25 protein-coding genes are annotated in these 19,987 nt (G+C 35.2%); 6 read left to right on the top strand and 19 right to left on the bottom strand.

Annotated elements, in window-relative coordinates:
- Nucleotides 1–144 precede the first annotated feature (144 nt).
- Nucleotides 145–387 (bottom strand): hypothetical protein, encoded by a 243-nt coding sequence (locus tag MJX77_RS12685; protein WP_252059261.1) that lies wholly within the window; start codon nucleotides 385–387, stop codon nucleotides 145–147.
- Between the two features lie 610 nt (nucleotides 388–997).
- Nucleotides 998–1,312, bottom strand: coding sequence for a winged helix-turn-helix transcriptional regulator (locus MJX77_RS12680; RefSeq protein WP_004791654.1), 315 nt, complete (start codon nucleotides 1,310–1,312; stop codon nucleotides 998–1,000).
- Between the two features lie 110 nt (nucleotides 1,313–1,422).
- On the opposite strand from MJX77_RS12680, the gene MJX77_RS12675 reads away from it, so the two are divergent.
- On the top strand, nucleotides 1,423–1,839 hold the full coding sequence (locus MJX77_RS12675) for a carboxymuconolactone decarboxylase family protein (protein WP_252059260.1): 417 nt from the start codon (nucleotides 1,423–1,425) through the stop codon (nucleotides 1,837–1,839).
- An 84-nt stretch (nucleotides 1,840–1,923) separates the two neighbouring features.
- On the opposite strand, the gene MJX77_RS12670 is transcribed toward MJX77_RS12675, so the two are convergent.
- The 7 genes from MJX77_RS12670 to MJX77_RS12640 form a co-directional block, all read right to left on the bottom strand.
- The gene (locus MJX77_RS12670; RefSeq protein WP_252059259.1) at nucleotides 1,924–2,496 is read right to left on the bottom strand and encodes a lysozyme; all 573 of its coding nucleotides are present in this window, start codon (nucleotides 2,494–2,496) and stop codon (nucleotides 1,924–1,926) included.
- A gap of 15 nt (nucleotides 2,497–2,511) precedes the next feature.
- Entirely contained in the window at nucleotides 2,512–3,021 is a 510-nt protein-coding gene (locus MJX77_RS12665) for a hotdog fold domain-containing protein (RefSeq protein ID WP_252059258.1), read from the bottom strand.
- A 184-nt stretch (nucleotides 3,022–3,205) separates the two neighbouring features.
- Nucleotides 3,206–3,406 carry a hypothetical protein gene (locus tag MJX77_RS12660; protein WP_004791647.1) on the bottom strand — a complete coding sequence of 67 codons (201 nt, stop codon included), beginning with the start codon at nucleotides 3,404–3,406 and terminating at the stop codon, nucleotides 3,206–3,208.
- A 107-nt stretch (nucleotides 3,407–3,513) separates the two neighbouring features.
- Entirely contained in the window at nucleotides 3,514–3,783 is a 270-nt protein-coding gene (locus tag MJX77_RS12655; protein WP_252059257.1) for a hypothetical protein, read from the bottom strand.
- Nucleotides 3,784–4,073: 290 nt separating this feature from the next.
- A complete protein-coding gene (locus tag MJX77_RS12650) occupies nucleotides 4,074–4,448 on the bottom strand; it encodes a TonB C-terminal domain-containing protein (protein ID WP_198307727.1) in 375 nt (124 codons plus the stop codon).
- A gap of 149 nt (nucleotides 4,449–4,597) precedes the next feature.
- The gene (locus MJX77_RS12645; RefSeq protein WP_252059256.1) at nucleotides 4,598–4,822 is read right to left on the bottom strand and encodes a hypothetical protein; all 225 of its coding nucleotides are present in this window, start codon (nucleotides 4,820–4,822) and stop codon (nucleotides 4,598–4,600) included.
- A 182-nt stretch (nucleotides 4,823–5,004) separates the two neighbouring features.
- Complete coding sequence (locus MJX77_RS12640) at nucleotides 5,005–5,859, bottom strand: LysR family transcriptional regulator (RefSeq protein ID WP_252059255.1); 855 nt, start codon at nucleotides 5,857–5,859, stop codon at nucleotides 5,005–5,007.
- Nucleotides 5,860–5,971: 112 nt separating this feature from the next.
- Between MJX77_RS12640 and MJX77_RS12635 the strand changes: the two genes are divergently transcribed.
- The 3 genes from MJX77_RS12635 (at nucleotide 5,972) to MJX77_RS12625 (ending at nucleotide 8,328) form a co-directional block, all read left to right on the top strand.
- A complete protein-coding gene (locus MJX77_RS12635; protein WP_252059254.1) occupies nucleotides 5,972–6,718 on the top strand; it encodes an SDR family NAD(P)-dependent oxidoreductase in 747 nt (248 codons plus the stop codon).
- A gap of 253 nt (nucleotides 6,719–6,971) precedes the next feature.
- Nucleotides 6,972–7,694, top strand: coding sequence for a type 1 glutamine amidotransferase (locus tag MJX77_RS12630; protein WP_252059253.1), 723 nt, complete (start codon nucleotides 6,972–6,974; stop codon nucleotides 7,692–7,694).
- A gap of 160 nt (nucleotides 7,695–7,854) precedes the next feature.
- On the top strand, nucleotides 7,855–8,328 hold the full coding sequence (locus tag MJX77_RS12625) for a hypothetical protein (protein WP_252059252.1): 474 nt from the start codon (nucleotides 7,855–7,857) through the stop codon (nucleotides 8,326–8,328).
- A 53-nt stretch (nucleotides 8,329–8,381) separates the two neighbouring features.
- On the opposite strand, the gene MJX77_RS12620 is transcribed toward MJX77_RS12625, so the two are convergent.
- Both MJX77_RS12620 and MJX77_RS12615 read right to left on the bottom strand, forming a co-directional pair.
- Nucleotides 8,382–8,936, bottom strand: coding sequence for a TetR/AcrR family transcriptional regulator (locus tag MJX77_RS12620; RefSeq protein ID WP_252059251.1), 555 nt, complete (start codon nucleotides 8,934–8,936; stop codon nucleotides 8,382–8,384).
- 627 nt (nucleotides 8,937–9,563) lie between these two features.
- Nucleotides 9,564–9,827 (bottom strand): hypothetical protein, encoded by a 264-nt coding sequence (locus MJX77_RS12615; RefSeq protein WP_252059250.1) that lies wholly within the window; start codon nucleotides 9,825–9,827, stop codon nucleotides 9,564–9,566.
- Nucleotides 9,828–10,290: 463 nt separating this feature from the next.
- Here MJX77_RS12615 and MJX77_RS12610 point away from each other — a divergent pair, with 463 nt between their 5' ends.
- Together MJX77_RS12610 and MJX77_RS12605 are read left to right on the top strand one after the other, a co-directional pair.
- Nucleotides 10,291–11,121, top strand: a complete 831-nt coding sequence (locus tag MJX77_RS12610) for a sugar phosphate isomerase/epimerase family protein (protein WP_107880906.1) — start codon at nucleotides 10,291–10,293, stop codon at nucleotides 11,119–11,121.
- Nucleotides 11,122–11,194: 73 nt separating this feature from the next.
- Nucleotides 11,195–11,812: a LysE family translocator gene (locus tag MJX77_RS12605; protein WP_016137774.1), complete on the top strand. Its 618-nt coding sequence runs from the start codon at nucleotides 11,195–11,197 to the stop codon at nucleotides 11,810–11,812.
- A gap of 154 nt (nucleotides 11,813–11,966) precedes the next feature.
- Here MJX77_RS12605 and MJX77_RS12600 read toward each other — a convergent pair whose 3' ends face one another.
- The 8 genes from MJX77_RS12600 to MJX77_RS12565 all read right to left on the bottom strand — a co-directional run bounded on the left by MJX77_RS12600 (nucleotide 11,967) and on the right by MJX77_RS12565 (nucleotide 19,769).
- Nucleotides 11,967–12,524, bottom strand: coding sequence for a chorismate mutase (locus MJX77_RS12600; RefSeq protein ID WP_252059249.1), 558 nt, complete (start codon nucleotides 12,522–12,524; stop codon nucleotides 11,967–11,969).
- A gap of 78 nt (nucleotides 12,525–12,602) precedes the next feature.
- The gene (locus MJX77_RS12595) at nucleotides 12,603–13,286 is read right to left on the bottom strand and encodes an SDR family NAD(P)-dependent oxidoreductase (protein ID WP_252059248.1); all 684 of its coding nucleotides are present in this window, start codon (nucleotides 13,284–13,286) and stop codon (nucleotides 12,603–12,605) included.
- An 11-nt stretch (nucleotides 13,287–13,297) separates the two neighbouring features.
- Nucleotides 13,298–14,059: an SDR family NAD(P)-dependent oxidoreductase gene (locus tag MJX77_RS12590; protein ID WP_252059247.1), complete on the bottom strand. Its 762-nt coding sequence runs from the start codon at nucleotides 14,057–14,059 to the stop codon at nucleotides 13,298–13,300.
- Nucleotides 14,060–14,066: 7 nt separating this feature from the next.
- On the bottom strand, nucleotides 14,067–14,753 hold the full coding sequence (locus tag MJX77_RS12585) for a glutathione S-transferase (RefSeq protein ID WP_252059246.1): 687 nt from the start codon (nucleotides 14,751–14,753) through the stop codon (nucleotides 14,067–14,069).
- Between the two features lie 228 nt (nucleotides 14,754–14,981).
- A complete protein-coding gene (locus MJX77_RS12580) occupies nucleotides 14,982–16,001 on the bottom strand; it encodes a Csu type fimbrial protein (protein ID WP_252059245.1) in 1,020 nt (339 codons plus the stop codon).
- Nucleotides 15,992–18,451 (bottom strand): fimbria/pilus outer membrane usher protein, encoded by a 2,460-nt coding sequence (locus MJX77_RS12575; protein WP_252059244.1) that lies wholly within the window; start codon nucleotides 18,449–18,451, stop codon nucleotides 15,992–15,994. The genes MJX77_RS12580 and MJX77_RS12575 overlap by 10 nt, the downstream gene beginning before the upstream one ends.
- A 9-nt stretch (nucleotides 18,452–18,460) precedes the next feature.
- Entirely contained in the window at nucleotides 18,461–19,165 is a 705-nt protein-coding gene (locus tag MJX77_RS12570) for a fimbrial biogenesis chaperone (RefSeq protein WP_252059243.1), read from the bottom strand.
- 73 nt (nucleotides 19,166–19,238) lie between these two features.
- Entirely contained in the window at nucleotides 19,239–19,769 is a 531-nt protein-coding gene (locus tag MJX77_RS12565; RefSeq protein ID WP_502806532.1) for a Csu type fimbrial protein, read from the bottom strand.
- Between the last annotated feature and the right edge of the window lie 218 nt (nucleotides 19,770–19,987).

The following is a 19,987-nucleotide window of genomic DNA, read 5'->3' as shown; positions in this document are numbered from 1 at the left end:
TCTACAGAAGTGCTTTTTTATTGTTTTGCTATATTTTCAGTATCTCTAGAACAAGTTATGACTAACAAGCACACCTACGTAAAGTTATTTAGCTAAATGCTCATCCTTGTAATGCATTTTTTATAAACGTACCTTAAACCTCATCTAAAGAGGATCTTTCCTGCTGAGTAAAACAGCATTACTCGGAATACTTTTAAGTATTTTCTTTTGTTGTCTCAGCCATTCTTTATAAAATTTTTTATCAGATTGTTCCGAAAAGTTGTCTTTAGGCTTGTTATAGGAAGGATCACGCATATTTTCAGATCGTATACATGGCCAATTGTTTAAGTGGGGTGTCAAAACAGCATTACTGACCAATGAAAGCTCTTCTAATCTAATCAAATTCATCTCTACTTCCTTACTTCCCTCTAGCTTCCTCACTCTTCAATTAATTCATACAAAGCTTTATTTTGAATAATCTATAGACGGCTAGTGTTTATTCCCTAAACCGATCCACTTAGGGCTACACACAAATAACATGCCTTCAAAAATGCAAAGTGCAAATTTTGTGTATTGATTTATCAAACATGTAAGTTGCTATAGGAATGAATAAATTGAGTTTAAATAGAGTGATGAAGATATTTAGAATGTTTTCTTCTTTGTTGCTTTAATTTCAGATATACTGAACTTAGTATGAGATGAGCCTTATATAGTTCATTGCTAGATCAATGAACGACTAAGCCCTTCGCTTTCGAGCAAGGGCTTTTTTAATCCCTAAAATTTGAGAAAACTTATACTTATATGAACTGTCTGGTCGGCCATTGGTTTGCCTTTATAGATCAGGTCTGTTAGATTGGTCTTGTTCATCAACTCCTATTGTCGATGAATACTGAAGCCTGATTCGTAGCATCAGGCTTTTTTATGCCTAAAATTTATATAAATGATCCTACCAAAATGATGGCATGTGATCTCTGTGCGATCCAAAACAAAGTAAATCAAACTATAAAATAAACCAGCCTTATCTTACTTTAAGCCAAGTGCCCACTTCTTTGAGTACATCAACTAAACCGTTTAATTTCTTGCCATCTTCGGTTAGTGAGTACTCAACTTTAACAGGAACTTCCGCAAAAACTTCTCTGTTAATAAACCCTTCTTCTTCAAGAAAACGCAATTCTAAAGTTAACATTCTTTGTGAAATATTAGGTATTGCACGTCTGAGTTCATTAAAGCGCATGGGTCTTTCGATGAGAAATGAAATAATTAACATTCTCCAGCGGCCACCCAATACTGTCATTGCCTCTTCTACAGAACAACCAGAAATATTATCTTTCATTATTTAATTAGGTATAAAAAATATACCTATATAACAAAATAGTGCCTAATTTACAATCTATACCTAGTGGTAAATAATAGTTTTTTATCACGAAAAGACTGGCCTATATTATGGAATATAAAGAAGTTGCTAAAAAAACGATTAATCATTTGTACTCAGCACATGCATCTATTCGTACCTCAGGCATCGACCCTCAAATCATTGCTTTAGCTGAATTATATGTGTCACAAATCAATGGCTGTGCTTACTGCTGCGCTTTTCATGCTCAGGAATTAAGAAATATGGGACTAAGCCAAGAAGTCATTGATAAAATTCCGGGCTATAAACATTCGAATGCCTTTTCAAAGAAACAACATCTTGCTCTTGAACTTGCGGAGGCAGTCACTTTTCTATCTGACAAAATTGAAACTGTAAAAGCTCATTTAGCTGAATATTTTAGTGAAAGAGAGATTGTAGAGTTGACGACCAGCATTTCACTTATGGGAGCATTAAACCGGCTCAGAATTACTTTAGGTGATAAAAGTTAATCTATTCAGTTGCTATATGAAAAAGCCCTGATTATTCGGGGCTTTTAAGGAATTTTTGACAAAGTTTAATAAAAATTGAAAGCACTATTTTGACGATAAAAATAATTTCTTTTCGATTGCTCGGCGATTCACCAGCCCTTGCAAACGCTTACCACCAGCATTGACCCAGACATCAAACTGGTTAGCAGCTTCTTTATAATCACCTAAATTTAAATTTTTGAGTAAGGTCGAGTTTTTAAAAGCCCCGACTCCAATGTTATAAGCTAAAGAGACTAATGCATCGAATTGATTCTGTTTTAAAGGCACTTTTACGGCACTATTTACTGCGCGCTCAAATATCTTTAAATCATGTTGCATATAAGCTTTAGCCTGTTCAAGTGTGCATCGGTCTCCTTCACTTACACGCTGGCCATTAGGATATCGCGTCGTGCCATATCCAATAGTCCATACCCCAGTACCATCGTCATAAGCACTAAGTTTTAATCCTTCAAAATTACAAATTAGGTTTACACCGTCTAAGCTAAGAGACATCTCATCAACAGCGACACCTATCAATTCATCGCCATGATCTGTTGCTGTAGCAATCTGATCCGCTGCTGCATCTTGCTGAGACTTAGCAGTAAAAAATTTGCGGAGATAATCCAATATTTTTTGCATTTAATGCCCTGTTATTTACTTTTTCTCTGTAACCCAAAGCGTAATATACCCTTGAACTACTGGTTGCCCATCCGCTCTATAAGCATTAACTTTTACTTGCATATCTCCAACTTTCCACTCGTCATCAATTGTTGCCACTAATTTAATATCAGAATCTGCCTTAGCTACATAATTTACGCTCATACCTTTAGGTAACCATCTTAAATGTTGAGGTACTGATGCTTCAGCTAATACACCCATGACAAATTCCAGCCCATTACATATGGCAATAACGTGTACAGTCCCGATATGATTTTCGATTGATTTATTTTTTTTGATTGAGGCTTCGCACAAGTTCAAATCTAATTTTTGAATCATTGGATTTACAGTCTGAAAATATGGAGCAACTCGGCTAACAACTTTTGATAATAGCGTTAATCCGCCTGGTACATTTTTTAAAGTCTTAAACGCGAGCAGAACATCATTGACTGGTGGAACAGCTTTATTTTTGATTTTGTTGGAAAATGTAGAAATATAATTACTCATAGTTTTACTTCAATTCGAGAATTAATCATTCAATAAATATATATGTACCTACTTCTACACTCATTGCTTAGTTCTCAATTTTTTGAGTCATTAATGATAATGATTAAATAACCTCGAACGTACCGTACTGCTCAACTAGAAATCCAAAATATTAAAAATGCCCAATATTGAATTGGGCTTTAAATTATTCTTCAATTTCGATGGGATCGCCATCTTCAGGGCGAATGTGTCGCTCACCATCATCGGCCGGATCTACACTCGAGCCATCTTTGGTAATGCTGTTATACAACTCATCCTCTTTTTTATCATCGATAAATTCTTCATCGGCAAAATCGAGAGGCTCTTCATCATCGTCAAAATTTAAGGGTTTTTCTTCATCTATCATGAGATTCATCCTCTACTTAACTTGTGTCATTCCATGCTTAAATAATTAACGGCTACATTCAACACCAAACCATCATCATTTGTGTAACTGACACTTTCGGATACGTTTTAGTTTTTGTTATTTTCAAGATGGTTCAAAATACTACTAATTTTTAAAAGTAAGTAACCAAACAGTAGCCCATTAAATATAATGAAAAGACCGACTGTAACCATTTCTTTAGACCAGACTTGAATAATGTCTAAATTATCGTTTCTTGTTTCAACTTGCCCATATGACAAAATAAAGGCTATTCCCAAAACAATTCCAAATAAAATTACGCCCCACGCGACAACTGAGGTTGCCTTACTTTCACTAGGGGGTTTGCTTACTTGACTCATACTTTTTCTTATCACATTTTAGGGCTCATATCATTTTTTTATATTAATTTAATGCCTATTTAAAGTTTTGTTTATGTTATGTTTTGATAGCAATGTAAGTAATCTTTATATTTTGTTTACCTCTCCATCAACTATCTTATTTTCAATTTAAAATGATATGTTTCTTTTACTTTTTTCAAAGAAATCTATATATCCATTAAACTAACTACTCCGCTGTTTCATAAGGTAAGAGAGCAAATTTATATACATTAAAAGTTTTAAATTTGCCCCCACGCTGAAGAAGAACTTACTTATTTAGCCTGAAATTTCATATTGAATTTTCTGGCTTGCTTTCTTACTTCAGGATTTGAAGGCAAAGCAAATGGGCTTGCACGCCAGATCGCTTTTTCAATACTTGTTTTAAATTTTTGTTCTTCTTTATCTAAAAAGATGATTTGTTCAATTTCTCCACTGTCAGTTAAAAATACTTTAACGCTTGCACTCATACCAGCTGAAGATGCTGGAATATCCCATATTTTATAAATTTTCTTTTGATATTGCTTTTTATATTTTTCAGCTTCTGAAGTAATTTTATTATCGGTCACTTGAACAGGAGCAACCTGTTTGTGGCCAGTCGCACACCCAACTAATAAAAATAAAGAAGCAATAATAGTGAAGTTTTTCATTTAAAATACCTTTTTTCAATAATTAAAATTTAACAGTTTAAATTTTAAAAAACCACCCGAAGGCGGTATTAATCACTGATTATCCCTAGCCAACAAAGGTAGTCGGCCATCCTGATCTACCTTTGTTTAAATCCATGTTTTATTTTTCTTTAAAAAGGGACTTCATAACGAAAATTTAGATTCGAATTTTCCGGCACATTATAGACATCTCGATCGGTAAAAATCTCGTGTTCAGGTGTTTTAAAGCTATTAAATGCTTTATTGACTGGAACAGTTGGAGCGTTATTTAAATAATTTTCTTGAGAATTATATGGAGATGAAGCACAGCCAATCAGCCCAAAACCCAATAAAGATATAAGTAGAAATGTCTTCATAAATTTTGACTACCGTTATAAAAGCCACACAACTTAACAAATTGAACAGCTATTGTCACACCGCAACTATTTAGCAATACTTAACAATTATTTTAAAGAAATATTTTAAGCTGAGACGTTGTTGTAGAAATTGGAGCAACTCTATAACATGATTTAATGATCAAGTTATCTGCTCTACTCTTTTAAATAAACTCTTCTATTAAAATTTGGCTAATCGCACTTGTTGTTATATTTTCTTCCGAAGCTTTATAGAGCATAAACTCAACATTTGGAAGTAAAGGTAAATTATCTTTGGAGTTAATAATTTGAATATTACTGTTTAACGAAGATCTATTTAAACATGATATTCCTAGACCAGCTTCGATTGCAGCAGCGATACCTTTTACCCCTGTAGCAGTATGTGCAACATAAAAAGGAATTTTCTCTTTCTGCAAAATTTCTTCGATAAAATTTTTCAAAATACAGCCCGAAGACATTGTCACAATAGGCATAGGATTATCTTCAAGTTCACATTCATGAGACTTAATCCAAAACAGAGGTTCTTCGGATAATTTAATGGCCTGAATATCTTTTTCTATTGTTTCACCGATATTCATATAGATAGCCAAATCATAAATATTTGAAAAGAAATTATCTTTAATATCAGAACTTTTCATGATTGAAATATGCAACTTTAAGTTTGGAAATTTCTTCTGGATTCTTTTTAAAACAATCGTTAAGTCATTGGGTCTAAAATAATCTGTAATTGCTATCCTAAATTCTCCAGAAATATCAACTCCCCTTATTTTGTCTAAAGCCATAGAACAAGACAGTAAGATCTTCTCAGCTTCTGCCAATAAGATTTCACCCTCAGTTGTTAGTGATGAACCTTTTCGGTCTCTAATCATTAATTTCTTGCCAACAAACTCTTCTAATTTCGAGATCTGCTCGCTAATGGTTGAATTAGACAGATTTAATTTTGAAGAAGCTAACGAAATTGTCCCAGACTGAGCTACGACAACAAAAGTTGAAAGTAAGGTGGTATCGAAATATCTCATCTTCGGAAAATCCGTAATATGCCTTCATATAATTTCGATTTTAACAAATAAACTTAAATACTAATATCGAAGAAAGAAAAAACTCTTGAGCCCATTAAAAAAGGAAAATCTTATGAATCTCGACTTTCAAAATGAGGTTGCTATTGTCACTGGTGGCGGCACAGGTATAGGTCAAGCTATTAGTAAACTGCTTGCAGAAAAAGGTGCTTCCGTAGCGATTGTTTACTCTAAAAGTGAGAAAGAAGTTTTAGATACTATAGATGAAATTACAGAAAAGAACGGAATAGCCTTTGCGATAAAAGCCAATATTTCAATAGATAGCGAAGTCAAAACAATGATTAAAACTGTAGTAAAAAAGTTTAGCAAAATTAACTATCTGATTAACAATGCTGGCATTACAAAACAGCTTAAATTTGATGACTTAGATGATGTAACAGATGATATTTGGGACCAACTTATCGCTGTTAATTTGAAAGGTACCTTTCAATGCAGTCGAGCCGCGGCCCCATTTCTTCGGCAGAACACAAACAGTGCCATTCTTAATATTGGAAGTATTGCTGGTGAAACAGGCTACGGTTCTTCATTACCTTATGCTGTCTCTAAGTCTGCTGTCCATGGTTTAACAAAATCTTTAGCACACGCATTAGCCCCTTCTATACGGGTTAATTGTATTGCACCCGGGCCTGTTGCTACTCGATGGTGGGCTGGCTATGAAGATAAAATGAATTCGCTATTTGGGGAACTTCCCTTAAAACGGATTTCTACTCCAGAAGATATTGCTCAAACTGCTCTCATGTTATTAAAAGCAGAATCAGTGACAGGACAAATCTTAAAATTAGATAATGGACAAACACTCTGAAATTAAAAATTTTAGATCTCATCTTATAGAGAATTCTTTGTGTGGAGCCCTAGATAGAACTTCACACAAATTCTCAACCTCGTCTTATTGTTAATCAGATGCATATGTATTCTCTAGTAAGATTAAAAGCTCCTATAGATCTGGACCATATAACTTTTAGAAACTGGATGTATTAGATAAAGTCTACAGCTCTTAATCTATCCTCGATTTATCACGAATGATCTATATTAACGCTTAGATTTTGAGGACTAACATGCGCCTACATTTTATTGTTCATGAAGATTTTGAAGCACCCGGTGCATATGAAATATGGGCTCAAAATAATGACTTCAAAACTACATATTCAAGAGTATATTTAAATGAAGCTTTGCCATCTTCTGCTGAAGATATAGATTTCCTTATTGTGATGGGTGGTCCACAAGATCCAGATACGACACTAGAGATGTGCCCTCACTTTAATTCATTAGCTGAACAATCAATCATTAGAAAAGCCATTGAAGCAAATAAAGTAGTTATCGGGGTATGTTTAGGATCTCAATTGATAGGTCAAGCTTTAGGGGCCAAATTTGAGCATAGCCCTGAAAGAGAAATTGGCAAATTTCCAATTATGCTTACAGAATATGGCATAACAAACTCTAAGTTTTCACACTTAGGAAAAATGACCGAAGTTGGGCATTGGCATAATGATATGCCGGGTTTAACTCCCAACGCAAAAATCATCGCTTTTAGTGCAGGTTGTCCAAGACAAATTATTGAATATTCAAAATTAGTGTATGGACTGCAATGTCACATGGAGTTAACTCCAGAAGTTGTTGAATTGCTAATTCAACACTCAGAAGCCGAGTTAAATCAGGCTCACCATTATAAATTCGTAAATAGTCGTGAAGAATTACGAGATCACGATTACCAAGAGATGAATCAAAACCTCTTTATTTTTCTGGATAAACTGAAAGAAGAATACTCAAAACAACATTAAAAAAATGAGTGTAAAAGCCTTCTCAACTTGGCTTTTACACTCGCCTATACATCTTATTATTTACTAGATGATCAAATCCACTCAAAATTTAATCTCCAAAAAATCAACTTTAATGTTATAATACAGTGATTTACTCAATTTCAATTGGACTTCAAAAGAAATGAATAGATTGTTATTAATTTTTTTATCTTTAAATATTAGTCTTTTTTCTCCCGTAGCTTTTTCTGAAACAAACACATTTCAAATGAAACAAGAATATACCCCTCCTAACTTTAATCAGCATAAGAGCATGCTTGCAGTAAACGCAAATTCTCAAGAACATAAATTTAATGAGCACCCAAAAGAGTTTTCTAATTCTGGCACTAATCATCAAAATGTAGATTTTTTTGAAATTGCAAAACAATATCAGGAAAAGGAAACTAAGCCGTCTTACTCTGCTGAAGAAACAGTCAATATGAGTGATCATGAGCGTAGTCTTTACTACATTAGAAATCATGATAATGTTGGCATTCAAAGAGAAATTAATGGTCAGCAGTTTAAGTCACTAAAACAACAGCGCGATAAAGGTATGATTTCAAATGATGTATATAAAGAAAAAGTCTACAAAATCTTAAGTCAGCCTTCTATTAGATAAGTTAAAAGCCCTCGCAAGAGGGCTTTTCTTTAAGCATTAAAGTCTTCGCCAATCTAAGCAAGCATCGACATAAAATATTCTAATAACTTATCTCTTTCATCGATCTTATTCGCACTTAAAAGCTGAACCATTGCCCCATCAATCACAAACAAAAACATGTAAGCTTCTTCAAGTGTAGCTCTAACTTTTACGGTTAAAATCAGCTTATAAATTTCTTTAATGAACCAATTTCGATAGTCACTGACGATCTTGTAGGCTGTGGGATAAAGCTTTTCAATTTCAAAAATGGCTTTAAACTGCAAATGATAAAACCCTTCTAAGTCAGCGTGTAAAAAGAAAATTTTCTTTAATTTATCGAAAACCATAAGTTCACGGTACGAATGGATAATCGAAAACACCTCGTCTTTTAACGCATCTTTTTGAAAAGTCAGACACATCTCAATAAGTTTTTCTTTAGATGAAAAGCAGTTATAAAAAGTGGCTTTGGGTATTTTAGCATCGCTAACAATTCGGTCTACACCGACATTATTAAAGCCATATTGATTAAATAAATTCCTTGCCGCGTGTAGCACTCGTAGTGCTTTAAATGATGCTTCTAAAGTTGGCATAGACATACCGTTTAAAATAATTTTTTGTTGTATATAAATGAGATAAAAATGCCGTCACTCTTAAATTGAGTGCTAAAAACAGGCACATCAAGGCAGCACAAATCTTGCCTTACATATCTCAGGCTTTATTGTTGATATGATTTTTTAGTCGTAATGATCTAAAGGTTAAAACCTATAGTCGATTAAACCGCTTTAAATACCAGTAAGGTATAGACATAAAGACTCTGGCAAGGACTGCCAATGAGAGAGATGAAATAGTACGCATAGCGAACTCCTAGATAAAATAGAAGTTCTGCCAAATCACTGCTAAATGATTATGGTGGCAGAACGAAGAAGGGTTAGCAGACCAGTCATCTAGGAACCGGCACGCCCGAGGGCGTCCCTCCTCCGTCCTACCGCTACGAAGGGAGACGAACGAGTTCGACACCAAAAAATTACTTTTTTGATGTCCTAGATGAAAACGGTCTGCTAAAACCGACTGGCAATGTGGCCAACAGGCAAAGAATAATCGGAGAGGTTTTGGGTGTCAATGTTCAAAAAGAAAGAATAAAAACATTTGATATAAAAAAGCTCTTTAAATAACAAGAGCTTTTTGAGTTATATTGCCTCTAAATCTAAATTTGCTGATTAGCGATAGCGTTTGTTTCCATCCGAAGTAGTACAATATTTGTCTTCACGCGGCCCCACACAATTTTTGTTTCCACTACAAGGGCATTCCGAAGAACCACTACCAAAACCTCTATAGCTACTTGGTGCATGTGATGGTTTACTCTTTGAAAAGTAACTATGACCACTAAAAGATTTTCCTCCCCCACGGCCTCCTCGTGCCTCAGCCTGAGTTAAAAAGATAATTTGTAATAAAACTAATATCGTTAAAAAAATAATTTTCATTTTATCCCCGTAAAAATAGTAAACGGCGATTATAATTCAAACTACTATTTAATAATTCAATTTATTTAACAATATTATTATTTATATAATGATTATAATTCGAACCAACAAACTATTAAAATTTTTATTAGCTTATTAAATGTACAGGGTAAAAATTGTAATATAATGCTAACACTAATAAAAACTATAAATTTTAAAAAATTATAATTAGTAACTATATATATTAAAAATTAATATTTATTGAGTATATCTAACGAATACAAGAACAATCTTTTAAAAATACAGCGTCAATATTTTGATAAATTATGCATATACAGATCTGTCTGTATAAACATATAGCCCACTTAAATATATCATACTTTAGTCTAATGTTTTTGTGTCTAAATAAAAATAAGATGTCGGCTGGGTAACGAGTGAATAAATAATTAACCCAAAATACCTTTAATAAATCAGGAACATAACAATGACTTCGCCTTTAATGAATAATTACCTAAACTTTGCTTCTGGAATTGCCCATCAGCAATACTTGCCAGCTGAAGAAGGTATCCTTAGGGCTTATAACGATGGATGCACCCACTGGTACGTGGATGGAAGTTTACATGGGGAAATGGTTCCAGACTGGTCTGCTGAACGAATCGAAAATCTAAACAGCTTAATCAAAAAATATAATGTTCAACCTATTTTCCATGGTAACTTCAAAGCACCATTAGGTAGCGATGTTGATTATTTACGAGAAGCAGCCGTTGTATATGTTAAAAAAGAAATTGATATTGCCGCAAAAATTGGGGCACCTTTAGTTATTCACGGCGGTGGTATTGTAGAACCAAAGAAAATTGTATTGGCTAAACAAAAAGCTCTCGATAACTATATTTTGTCTGTTAAAGAATTAGCTGAATATGCTGCTGAAAAATCAGTTGATATTTATTTAGAAAATTTATCAAATTATAAAAACTATCGCCCTTTCCATTATGTGTTTACCCACATGGAAGAATACGATTATGTTTTTAATAAAATTGACCACAAAAATGTCTATTTCTTCTTAGATGCAGGACATGCAAATGTGGGTGAAGGTGACCCAGTTGCTGTGGTAGATAAATACCATGACAAAATTAAAGGTATTTCTTTTAGTAATAACAATGGTGAACAAGATCAACACTTTAGTATTGGTCGCGGCACTGTAAATTATTCTGACTTTATCGAAACAATTAACCGCCACAATTGGAAAGGTCTTGTTGCCTTTGAGGTGAGAGACAAAACTACTTTAGATTCAGTTAAAGAATTGGCAAGCGCATAAAACTAAAAGCCTTCTGAGAAACATCAGAAGGCTTTTTTAATTTAAATAATTCATTTTTAAAAGGATATATTAAGTGAGTGGTTTACTAGTTTTCATAACAATTGCCTTTCTTACGCTATCTAGTCCAGGCCCTGGCGTTTTATTTACAGTGACAAACTCAATCAATTACGGTGTCCGTACAGCCCTATTTGGAATTATTGGGTTAATTATTGGCATGTTTGTCATTGCGGTCATTTCAGCGAGTGGAGTGGGTTTAATCATTACCAGTAATCCCACTATTTTTACTGTATTAAAATTTGTTGGTGCATTTTATTTAATGTATCTAGGTTATAAAAACTTTGTAAAAACATCACCTTCTCAAGATTTATTAGACACTGAAACAAGTGAAAAAGCGGTAAGTAAATCTAAATTATTCTATCAAGGATTATTCGCGTCACTTCTCAACCCAAAAACAATTGTTTTCTTTATTGCCTTATTTCCACAATTTATTGATATAAAAGAAAAAATAATAAACCAATTTTTAATACTTTCTTTAACTTTTTGCCTAATTGGTTTCTTAATTCATTTGGTATACGCTAATTTTTCTTCAATTTTTAAAGAAAAAATGCTGTCGGGAAATAACTTTGCCAGATTAAATAAAATCAGTGGCTGTATCTTTTTTATTCTCGCTGTTTTGCTGATTACTCAATAAATGAAAAAACAGTTATAAACGCTTTTAAGCTAAAAGCGTTTATCTCTTAAAATATTTCAACACTCATCCAACTACTTCTACAAATTTAAGCTTGAAGAGATTGCTGATTTAACCTGGATTGAATCAGCAATTTATATACCCTGCTTTATGAAAACTATTGTTTTAACTTAATTTTATTTAATGTCATACATAAAGCTTTTTTATCGGCCTCTTTAAGTTGAGGATGCTGTACAGACCACATGTAGCTACAGCTATAAGGTGCTTTGTTATTATTTTTCTTGAGTTCATAGGCAATATTTTTTAAAAGCTCAGTATTTAGTGTACTAATTTTTAAACGTACTTCGGCTAAATCTTGCGGTTTCCAATTGGTTTCTGGACTCGACAACCAGTCTGCGCGATATCGGTACTGAATTGCTTTAGCAACATTCATTTGAGTCACAATAAATGGCTTAACTGTGTCACTATTGAGGCCAAAAGAATCGGCTTCAGAAAGTGATTGATCAAGAACTTTCTTTTCTTGAGTTAAATCTTCAATCGGTAAATGCTGTTCTGCTTTATAACCTGCGACATCTTTCATATAAGATAAACGCTCGTTAATTAAACGAGCAGTTTGATCATATTGATATGCTTGCGCTAATGAAGAAACACACATGAAAGCTGCCAACGTACAAACCACTTTAACAGCTGGCTGAGCACTCTTAATTTTTGTCATGTAAATACCTATAGAAATTATTGTTCTGTCGTCATTCCAGATCAGTACTGTATTTTAACAACATGCGAAAGTAAAATTTCAAGATAGGCTGAGTTCTTGGCTCCATGTCGAATTAGGCTGCTGATAGATGTGTTGGCACACTTGCTTAACAGATGAAATAAAATGCGGGTTCTGTCCATCCCATTTTTCAACCATGCAATAGCTAATATGAATGCCTTTAGGATGAAACTCTCTTGCTAATGACTGCGCTAAAGCACGAATACCCGCAAACATGCTTTGGCTTAAAACATCGTAATGGGTCGAGTTGTTAAATGGTGCGCCAAGAAAAATAACAGTGCCCCGCTGCTGCTTTAACATCGGCTTAATCACAGCTTGCGCTACACTTACTGCACTTAAACCTGTGGTCTGCCAATTGTGCTCAATCTCTTCTAAAGATAAAGCCTCAATATTTGGCGAAGATGAAAAATTCGGCTGAAACACACAAAGTTCAATTGTATGTCTTTGAGTGGAAATATAACGCACCAAGCTTTTTAAATGATCTGCATTTACTAAATTCAAATGAACTACTGTCACGCCATCATTGATTGACTGAACTTGGATTTTTTGCACAGCTGAATCATGTACAACTTGATAAAGGTGTAATGGAAATTGTGCGTTTTTATCTAGAATTACAAAATCCCGCTCGATTAAGTGTAAATCATGACCAGCAACGACAACACTGCCCTGCTTTTTTTGAAATCTCTGACATATTTTTTTTAGCATTTTAGTCTCTCTCAAAATTTTTCTTGGTAAGGGCGTAAATCGAGTTCATGTGTCCAAAGCTTCGGCGTTTGTTGGTAAAGCATCCAATAGTTTTCTGCAATTGCATCAATATTGAGGCCACCCGTGCCACGTGTAAGGCGGGCTAACCGCCCCAGACCAAATAATGCTTTATTTACTCTATCGCCATCGACCATTCCATCAATAATCACATGAGCAATATGTATGCTTTGTGCTTTATAAATTTGAGCTAGATTGAGTGCATAAGCCCGCAAAGCAGATTTACCCATAGTAAAAGCTGCAAAAAAAGGTTTCCCTCGCAAAGAAGCGCTCGCACCTGTAAAAATGAGCGTACCGTGGTTTTGATCTTTAAAGATTTTTAGACAACTTTGAGAAACTAAATAAGCCGATAAAAAAGTGGATTGCCACATTTGCGTAAAAAAAGACAGCGGACTTCGTAAAAAGATTGAGGGAATATTTCCCCCCACATTATGAATGACAGCAGTAATGCGCTCATTTTGACTGGTGATTGTGTCAAATAAAGCTTGTACTTGTTTTATATCTTCTGCATCCAAACGGAACGCTACAGCGTCCCCACCTTTCGAATGAATTTCGGCAGCAACTGCTTCAATTTTCTGGAAAGTGCGCCCAGCGACATAAACTTTTAAACCTTCTTTTGCAAAACGATGGCACACGGCTGCGCCAATACCTTGTAATGCACCAACGCCAATGACAACTGCACAATCTAATTTTTTATCTGGTATTGCTAATGTCATGGTCATTTCATCCTGTTTGTTTTTTATACCATAAAGCAATAAACGGACGATCCAAAATTTCTTTACTAAATTTTTTGCTTGTGCGAACCACTTCACCAAGTTGAGCGACTACAGCAATGTCAGCAATTGTTTGAGAGTCTCCAACTAGCCATTCACTTTGCGATAAAACTTGTTCGATACGGTCTAAGTGTTTAATAAACTCTGCTTCAACATTTTCAGCTTTCATTCGGCCTAAACCTTGAAAGAAAAGCTGTGTTTTTAACTCGGCTAAAATAAATCCTTTTACCATTGGTCTTTCATACGCTGGGCGGCCAATACTACTTATGCGAATTGCCTCGTCTAATGCATCTGGGTCATTTACGCGGAAATAGACTTCATAAAAATAGAGAGCTTCATCTGCCCAGTCTTCCCACAGCTCTGCAAGTGCTTTTTGATTTGGATCTTCTGGATAAAGCCGAGGCGTATCTGGATAAGTTTCTTCTAGATAACGAGCAATTCGGGTACTGTCTTGAATTCGCTGTCCATTATGGTCAATTACAGGTACTTTACCCACTTTACTGAGCAAAGGAACTTTAGCCCCCAAAATGCCATTATAGTTAACGGTATCAAATGAGATTCCTTTAAATTTCAAAATTCTTGAAACTTTCTGACAAAATGGGGAAATTTCCCATTGATGCAAAATAATATCCGACATTTATTCACCTTTATTTTAATTGCTTGTTTTGCTCACTAGTTCTTTTTTAGAACTATTCAATAAATATACAGAATGTATTTTTAAGTCAAACTGTTTTTGATGACGAATAAGTTTTAAAAGGCCAAAATTAATTGATTTATATCGTTTTATGTTTAGCCATTTTTACTGAATGTAATTCAAATTACGCGGAACCATGCAACTAACATAGAACCGCGTATATTTAATAAATTAATAAGTCACTGTAACAACAACACTATCAGAATAGACACCAGGTTTAGTTGAAATGGAGGTACCTTGCGGAATTTTTCCATAAACTGGGGTGGTTTGGGCAGTGCCGGTTCCTGTACCTGTCACCCCACCAGCTCCCCCAACATTGGTTACGCCACCTGTGGCATCCCACACCGTACTATAGTTAGAATCTTTATATAACTGATAGGGAACATAATCATTATTGTCATGTTTCATACGCCTAAATCCACCAGCAATACGATTGTTTCCATCACCTAAATAAATGCTATATGGCGTTCCATAGTTACAAGTCGAATTTATAGCTCCTTGCGCTGTGTAATCACGATTAGCTGTACCAGTATCATCAATATTGCCGAAATCTACAGTTGAGGTTGAATTTAATTGGCACAAACTTGGTACTACAAAGTTTGCTGTTAGTAATGTATCACCTGAATCCCAGCCACCAAGTAAATCACCGCACGATAAACCCAAAAGATCCATATCCCAATACAACCGAACCGAAGCCGTATATGTTCCTTGAGGATAGGCAATAAGTGACCCCGTTCGAGCTGGTACTTTCACACTTACCGAGTAACTCACAATATTATTTGATGCAACTGTTGCTACTGGACCATACCACACATTGGAAGTTTGATTCGTGGTAGAAGACCCCGCTCCACCTACAGTTGCTGTGACGGTGTAAGGTAATGAAATATTGTTAATTGCATTTGTGCTTCCCGTAAATACGGTTTTCATACACATGAAATTAGAAATCTGAGGAAGTCCTAAATTCGTGCAAGTAATTGTGCCTGACAGGTTTACAGTTGCATCACTATTAATATTTGCTGCCGTGTAGGTAAAAGTACTATTAGTAGTTCCGCTTACTGTACAAGCTGCATGTGCTGGACTAAAAAAAGCATAAGCGAGATAAAATAAGCAAATGCCTATAAGGTATTTTAAAGACAATGAAAATTTCTTATAGCTCTCTATTTGAGCCTTATTCATAATATTTAATGACATACATAAGGTCCCAATTTTTTAGTTGAGTACTGATTACTGTTATATGTGAAGTCAACTTGGCATGAACCATGATCCAGAAGATCGACTTCAAGCTTGTTTTGTTTTAATAGGTTTTGAATAAATACTTCGCCATCGTAGCCAACGACACCCTCTTGCTGACCATTAATTCGAACTGTATAACCCGGTAATAAAGGTGAATTATTCGCATCAACAAGTTTGACTAATCCAGAAATGACCTGATGAGCACCAAAGTCAATAAGACCACCTTGGCGATAACCTACAACTGTTTTCTGATCTGTAGACTTCACGCTCCAATTCAAAGGCAGATACGATGGATCTAAATAAATATGGTTTTCTTTATATGGCATAAGACTAGGAATCAAAAATCTTCCAGAATTATCGGTTACGCCTAAATTTACCCCGCCATTTATAATCTGGCTTTGTGGCCCAGCATTGGTCACAACTGCATAGCCGTCACCAATTTCATTGGCTGCAAAGACTCGTCCTGCTGCCGCAACCAATGATCCTGTCGCTGAAACTGCAACTTGGTCGTTATCCCCAATTCGGTTGTATCGACCTGTTAGGTAAGCTGCCCGAGCTCGGTAAGAGCCATAAATTGAAGCATTGTTTTGATTCGCATCCTGATCACGCTCAACATAGCCACCCCATCCGAATGAACCGATTTGAGGTTCTGATAAACCGAATATTTCTTGACGGTAACTCAGCCTGCCAGCATCATTAGATACACTTGTGATCGCATTGACTCGGGTAGACGGTGTGTAACGCAGCGCAAAGTAAATGCCATAATCTTTTTGGTTTTCATAATCTTTATAAGCTGATGCATAAAAGCCCCAGTTATTGTTCAGAGTTCCGCTTAAATTGGCAGATACTAATTTATTAGCATTGTCGCTATATTTGATCTGGTTATAACCCAGATAGGCGCTATAACCTTCGTAAAAGTTATAGCTCATTCCTGCCCTAAAAATCTCATCTGCCAGCGCACTGTAGCTCAGGTAGTTCTGCGGCTCAGAAGTCATCTGGTTATCTTTTAAATATCGAACTTGAGACACACGGGCAAGGTCAAAGTAGTTATCAAATACTTTTCGGTAACTGGTATTAAACGAAATATTTTTACTAATACGCCCTTCTAAACCGACTAGAGCAGAATAACCGTTTTCATCTTTATACTGACTCGCTGCGATGTCAGCATTGATTACTCCAAAACCAAACAAGTTCTTGGCAAAACCCGTGCCGAGGTTCGATAAACCATCTGTTGAAGCCTCTGCACCACCACTTAAGGTTAGTGAGTTGCTGTAGCCATATCGAATCGCACCCGAAGCAAAAGTGGCATTATCATAATCGTTTGAAAACAGTCCATAGTTATAGCGTGGAACCCCGACATCTACTGAGAATTCATTAATACCTTTTGCCAGAATTTTTGATGAAAAATAGTAAGCCTGTTTGGTAATGCTCTGCTGACCCGTTGCATCAGTAGTCACAAGAGTGACTTCATTACCTGAAATAAACGGGAGTTGTTTAATATCAAATGGACCTGAAGGCACAAGCCCTGAATAAATCTTTTGCTGGTTAACGTATAAATCTAAAGTCGAAGGAAGTGCAGCCGAGCCTGAAAATTGCGGTAGTGCCGAGGTAACAAGATCACCTCGTTGAGTGTAGGCACTTGACCACTGGAAACCTGCCAGACGTACACTACTACCCCAGTCAGAACTATTGGAAATAAAGTCCCCTAAGGTATATATCCTGATCTTTTCTGGGTCTACGTATTGCCACTTACTCTCTAAGCGCACCCATTTTTCATGGCTATAACTCGTTTCATTACTACCGTTGTATAAAACGCCTGAAGAAAAGTTACCAATTGCGCTGTTAAAGATCCCTTCTGCCGAACCTGAGAAAACATTCTCGTCATTGGTTATAGTGTTATACAAACTGTAGTTCAGAATAGCCGCGTTTAAAGGCTTCATTTTCAGCAAATGAGGACTAGTAATCTGCTGACCATTTAAGTCAACTGAATAATCCATCAACATGTTCGACGGAACTTGTAAATTTAGAGCCTGTTCATTCTCTAGATATTTAAAACGGATGCCTTTTAGTTCATCAATACAGACCCATTGGTTATCAGGAGTCTGCTCATCCATTTTCACCCTTAAAGTTTTTAAGGCACTAGAGCGAATATATAACTTTCCATCCTTAGATTGCTTCACAGCAACTAAGTCTTCAGAGGCATTAGAATTAATAGAAACAACTAAAAAAAGCTGGGTAAAATTAATATTTTGCTTATCGTCACTTGTACTTCCCTGTGCATATTTCTTATTGCTATCAATAGATTCGGGAACACTCGGCATTACAGTATTCGTATTATCTTGTAGTTGCTCGGCAAAAGAATACGCCGGAAGATATGCCACACATAAGACACCTATAATATATTTCATATAAGCCTCTTAAAGTGTGGTTTTCTTACCATTAACTGTTAGAGATACGCTGTATTTATGATTTGGCTGATATGTAAAATTATGAATAGAGTAACTTCGTGCCTGCTCCGCAAGGATATAACCATTCACGGTATTTACTTTAATGGGATAACTTTTATTCGCAGTTGTATCAACAAGCGTTAGACTATTTAACAGCGCATGTCGGTTACCGATATTGCTAATATTTAAAAAAGGTGTGTTCTGATTAACATCAATTTTCCAACTAAGCTTGGTAATTGCATCTTTATTGACTACAAATACAGGTAATGATGAGCGTAATAATACATTTATGCCCTGAGCAGCTTTACGACTATCAATTGGTTTTGGTAACTCATCAATAATAATACGATAGGTTTTTTCACCAGAAATAGGTGCTGGATTAATTCTGACTACACGTAAGTTATACGAATCATTAGACTGTAATTTTAAAAATGGTGGACTAATGGCAATCTCATCTGTAGGTGTTAACTGATCTTGTCCATTTTTTTGAGTCCATTCAAATACGCGAATCTGCAAATCAGTACTTTCATTTGACTGATTAAATAAACTAATTGATGAAGCATTTTGATTACTTAATATTTCCACATTCACAGGTGAAAGGCGGATTGTAGCGGCGTTAATAGTGCTAGATAACGATAAGAATAATCCCGTAATAATAAAGATATTTTTTTTCATGATTTACTCAAATATAACTTTTTTAATGTGTTAGCCCTTTCAAAAGGGCTAACAATATTTCTAATTTATAAAATTAATAAGTTACTGTTATTGTTACTGTATCGACATAGCTACCCGCACTCGGCAGTGTTGAACCTGCTGGAATACGACCATACACGTTAACGGTTTGGACATTACCGGTTCCAGTTCCACTATAAGCAGTCGTTGCAATGCCGATTGCTGTGGCGTGTCCAGTATCTGAGAAGAGGTTATAAGGAATATATTCGTTGCTTGTTGCACCACCAATCATACGACGTTGAGTCGTTTGAGCATTTTTGCCGGCATCAAAGGCTAAAGTCCACGGCACAGTGTTGTTACAAAGGACTTTGATTGAGGTACCACCTGTTGTTGTGGTATCTGCATCGACATTACTAGCAAGTGAACTTAGCGTACCAAAATCTAAAACAGCATTTGTTGTAGTACCTGTTGCAGAGGTATTTAATACACAACTGTTCGTTACTGTTGCCTTAACAGTTAATGTACCTGTTGCTGTTGCTGCATTTGCTGTATTAAGAGAAAATAATCCTACAGCAATGAGTGATAAATGAAAAAAAGTCTTTTTCATAGTCAAAACCTTTTAAATTAAGTTATAAAAACTAATAGATATAAAAAATTTAACATTTATTCTTACAATCATTTTTTATTTGACTGCTCCTTTTTAAAGTTTATTTTTTTACCCTATTTTAGACATCATACATAAAAACAATTAAAAAACATGCAGGCGTTATTATTCCAATTTCAAAAAAATAACACCAAGTTACCAACTTTAACACTCAATACACA

Source organism: Acinetobacter sp. AHP123, from assembly GCF_023757925.1.
GTDB classification, from domain to species: Bacteria; Pseudomonadota; Gammaproteobacteria; order Pseudomonadales; family Moraxellaceae; genus Acinetobacter; species Acinetobacter oleivorans.
Note: the sequence above shows the minus strand (reverse complement) of the source record. Positions and strands in the feature narration are given on the sequence as shown.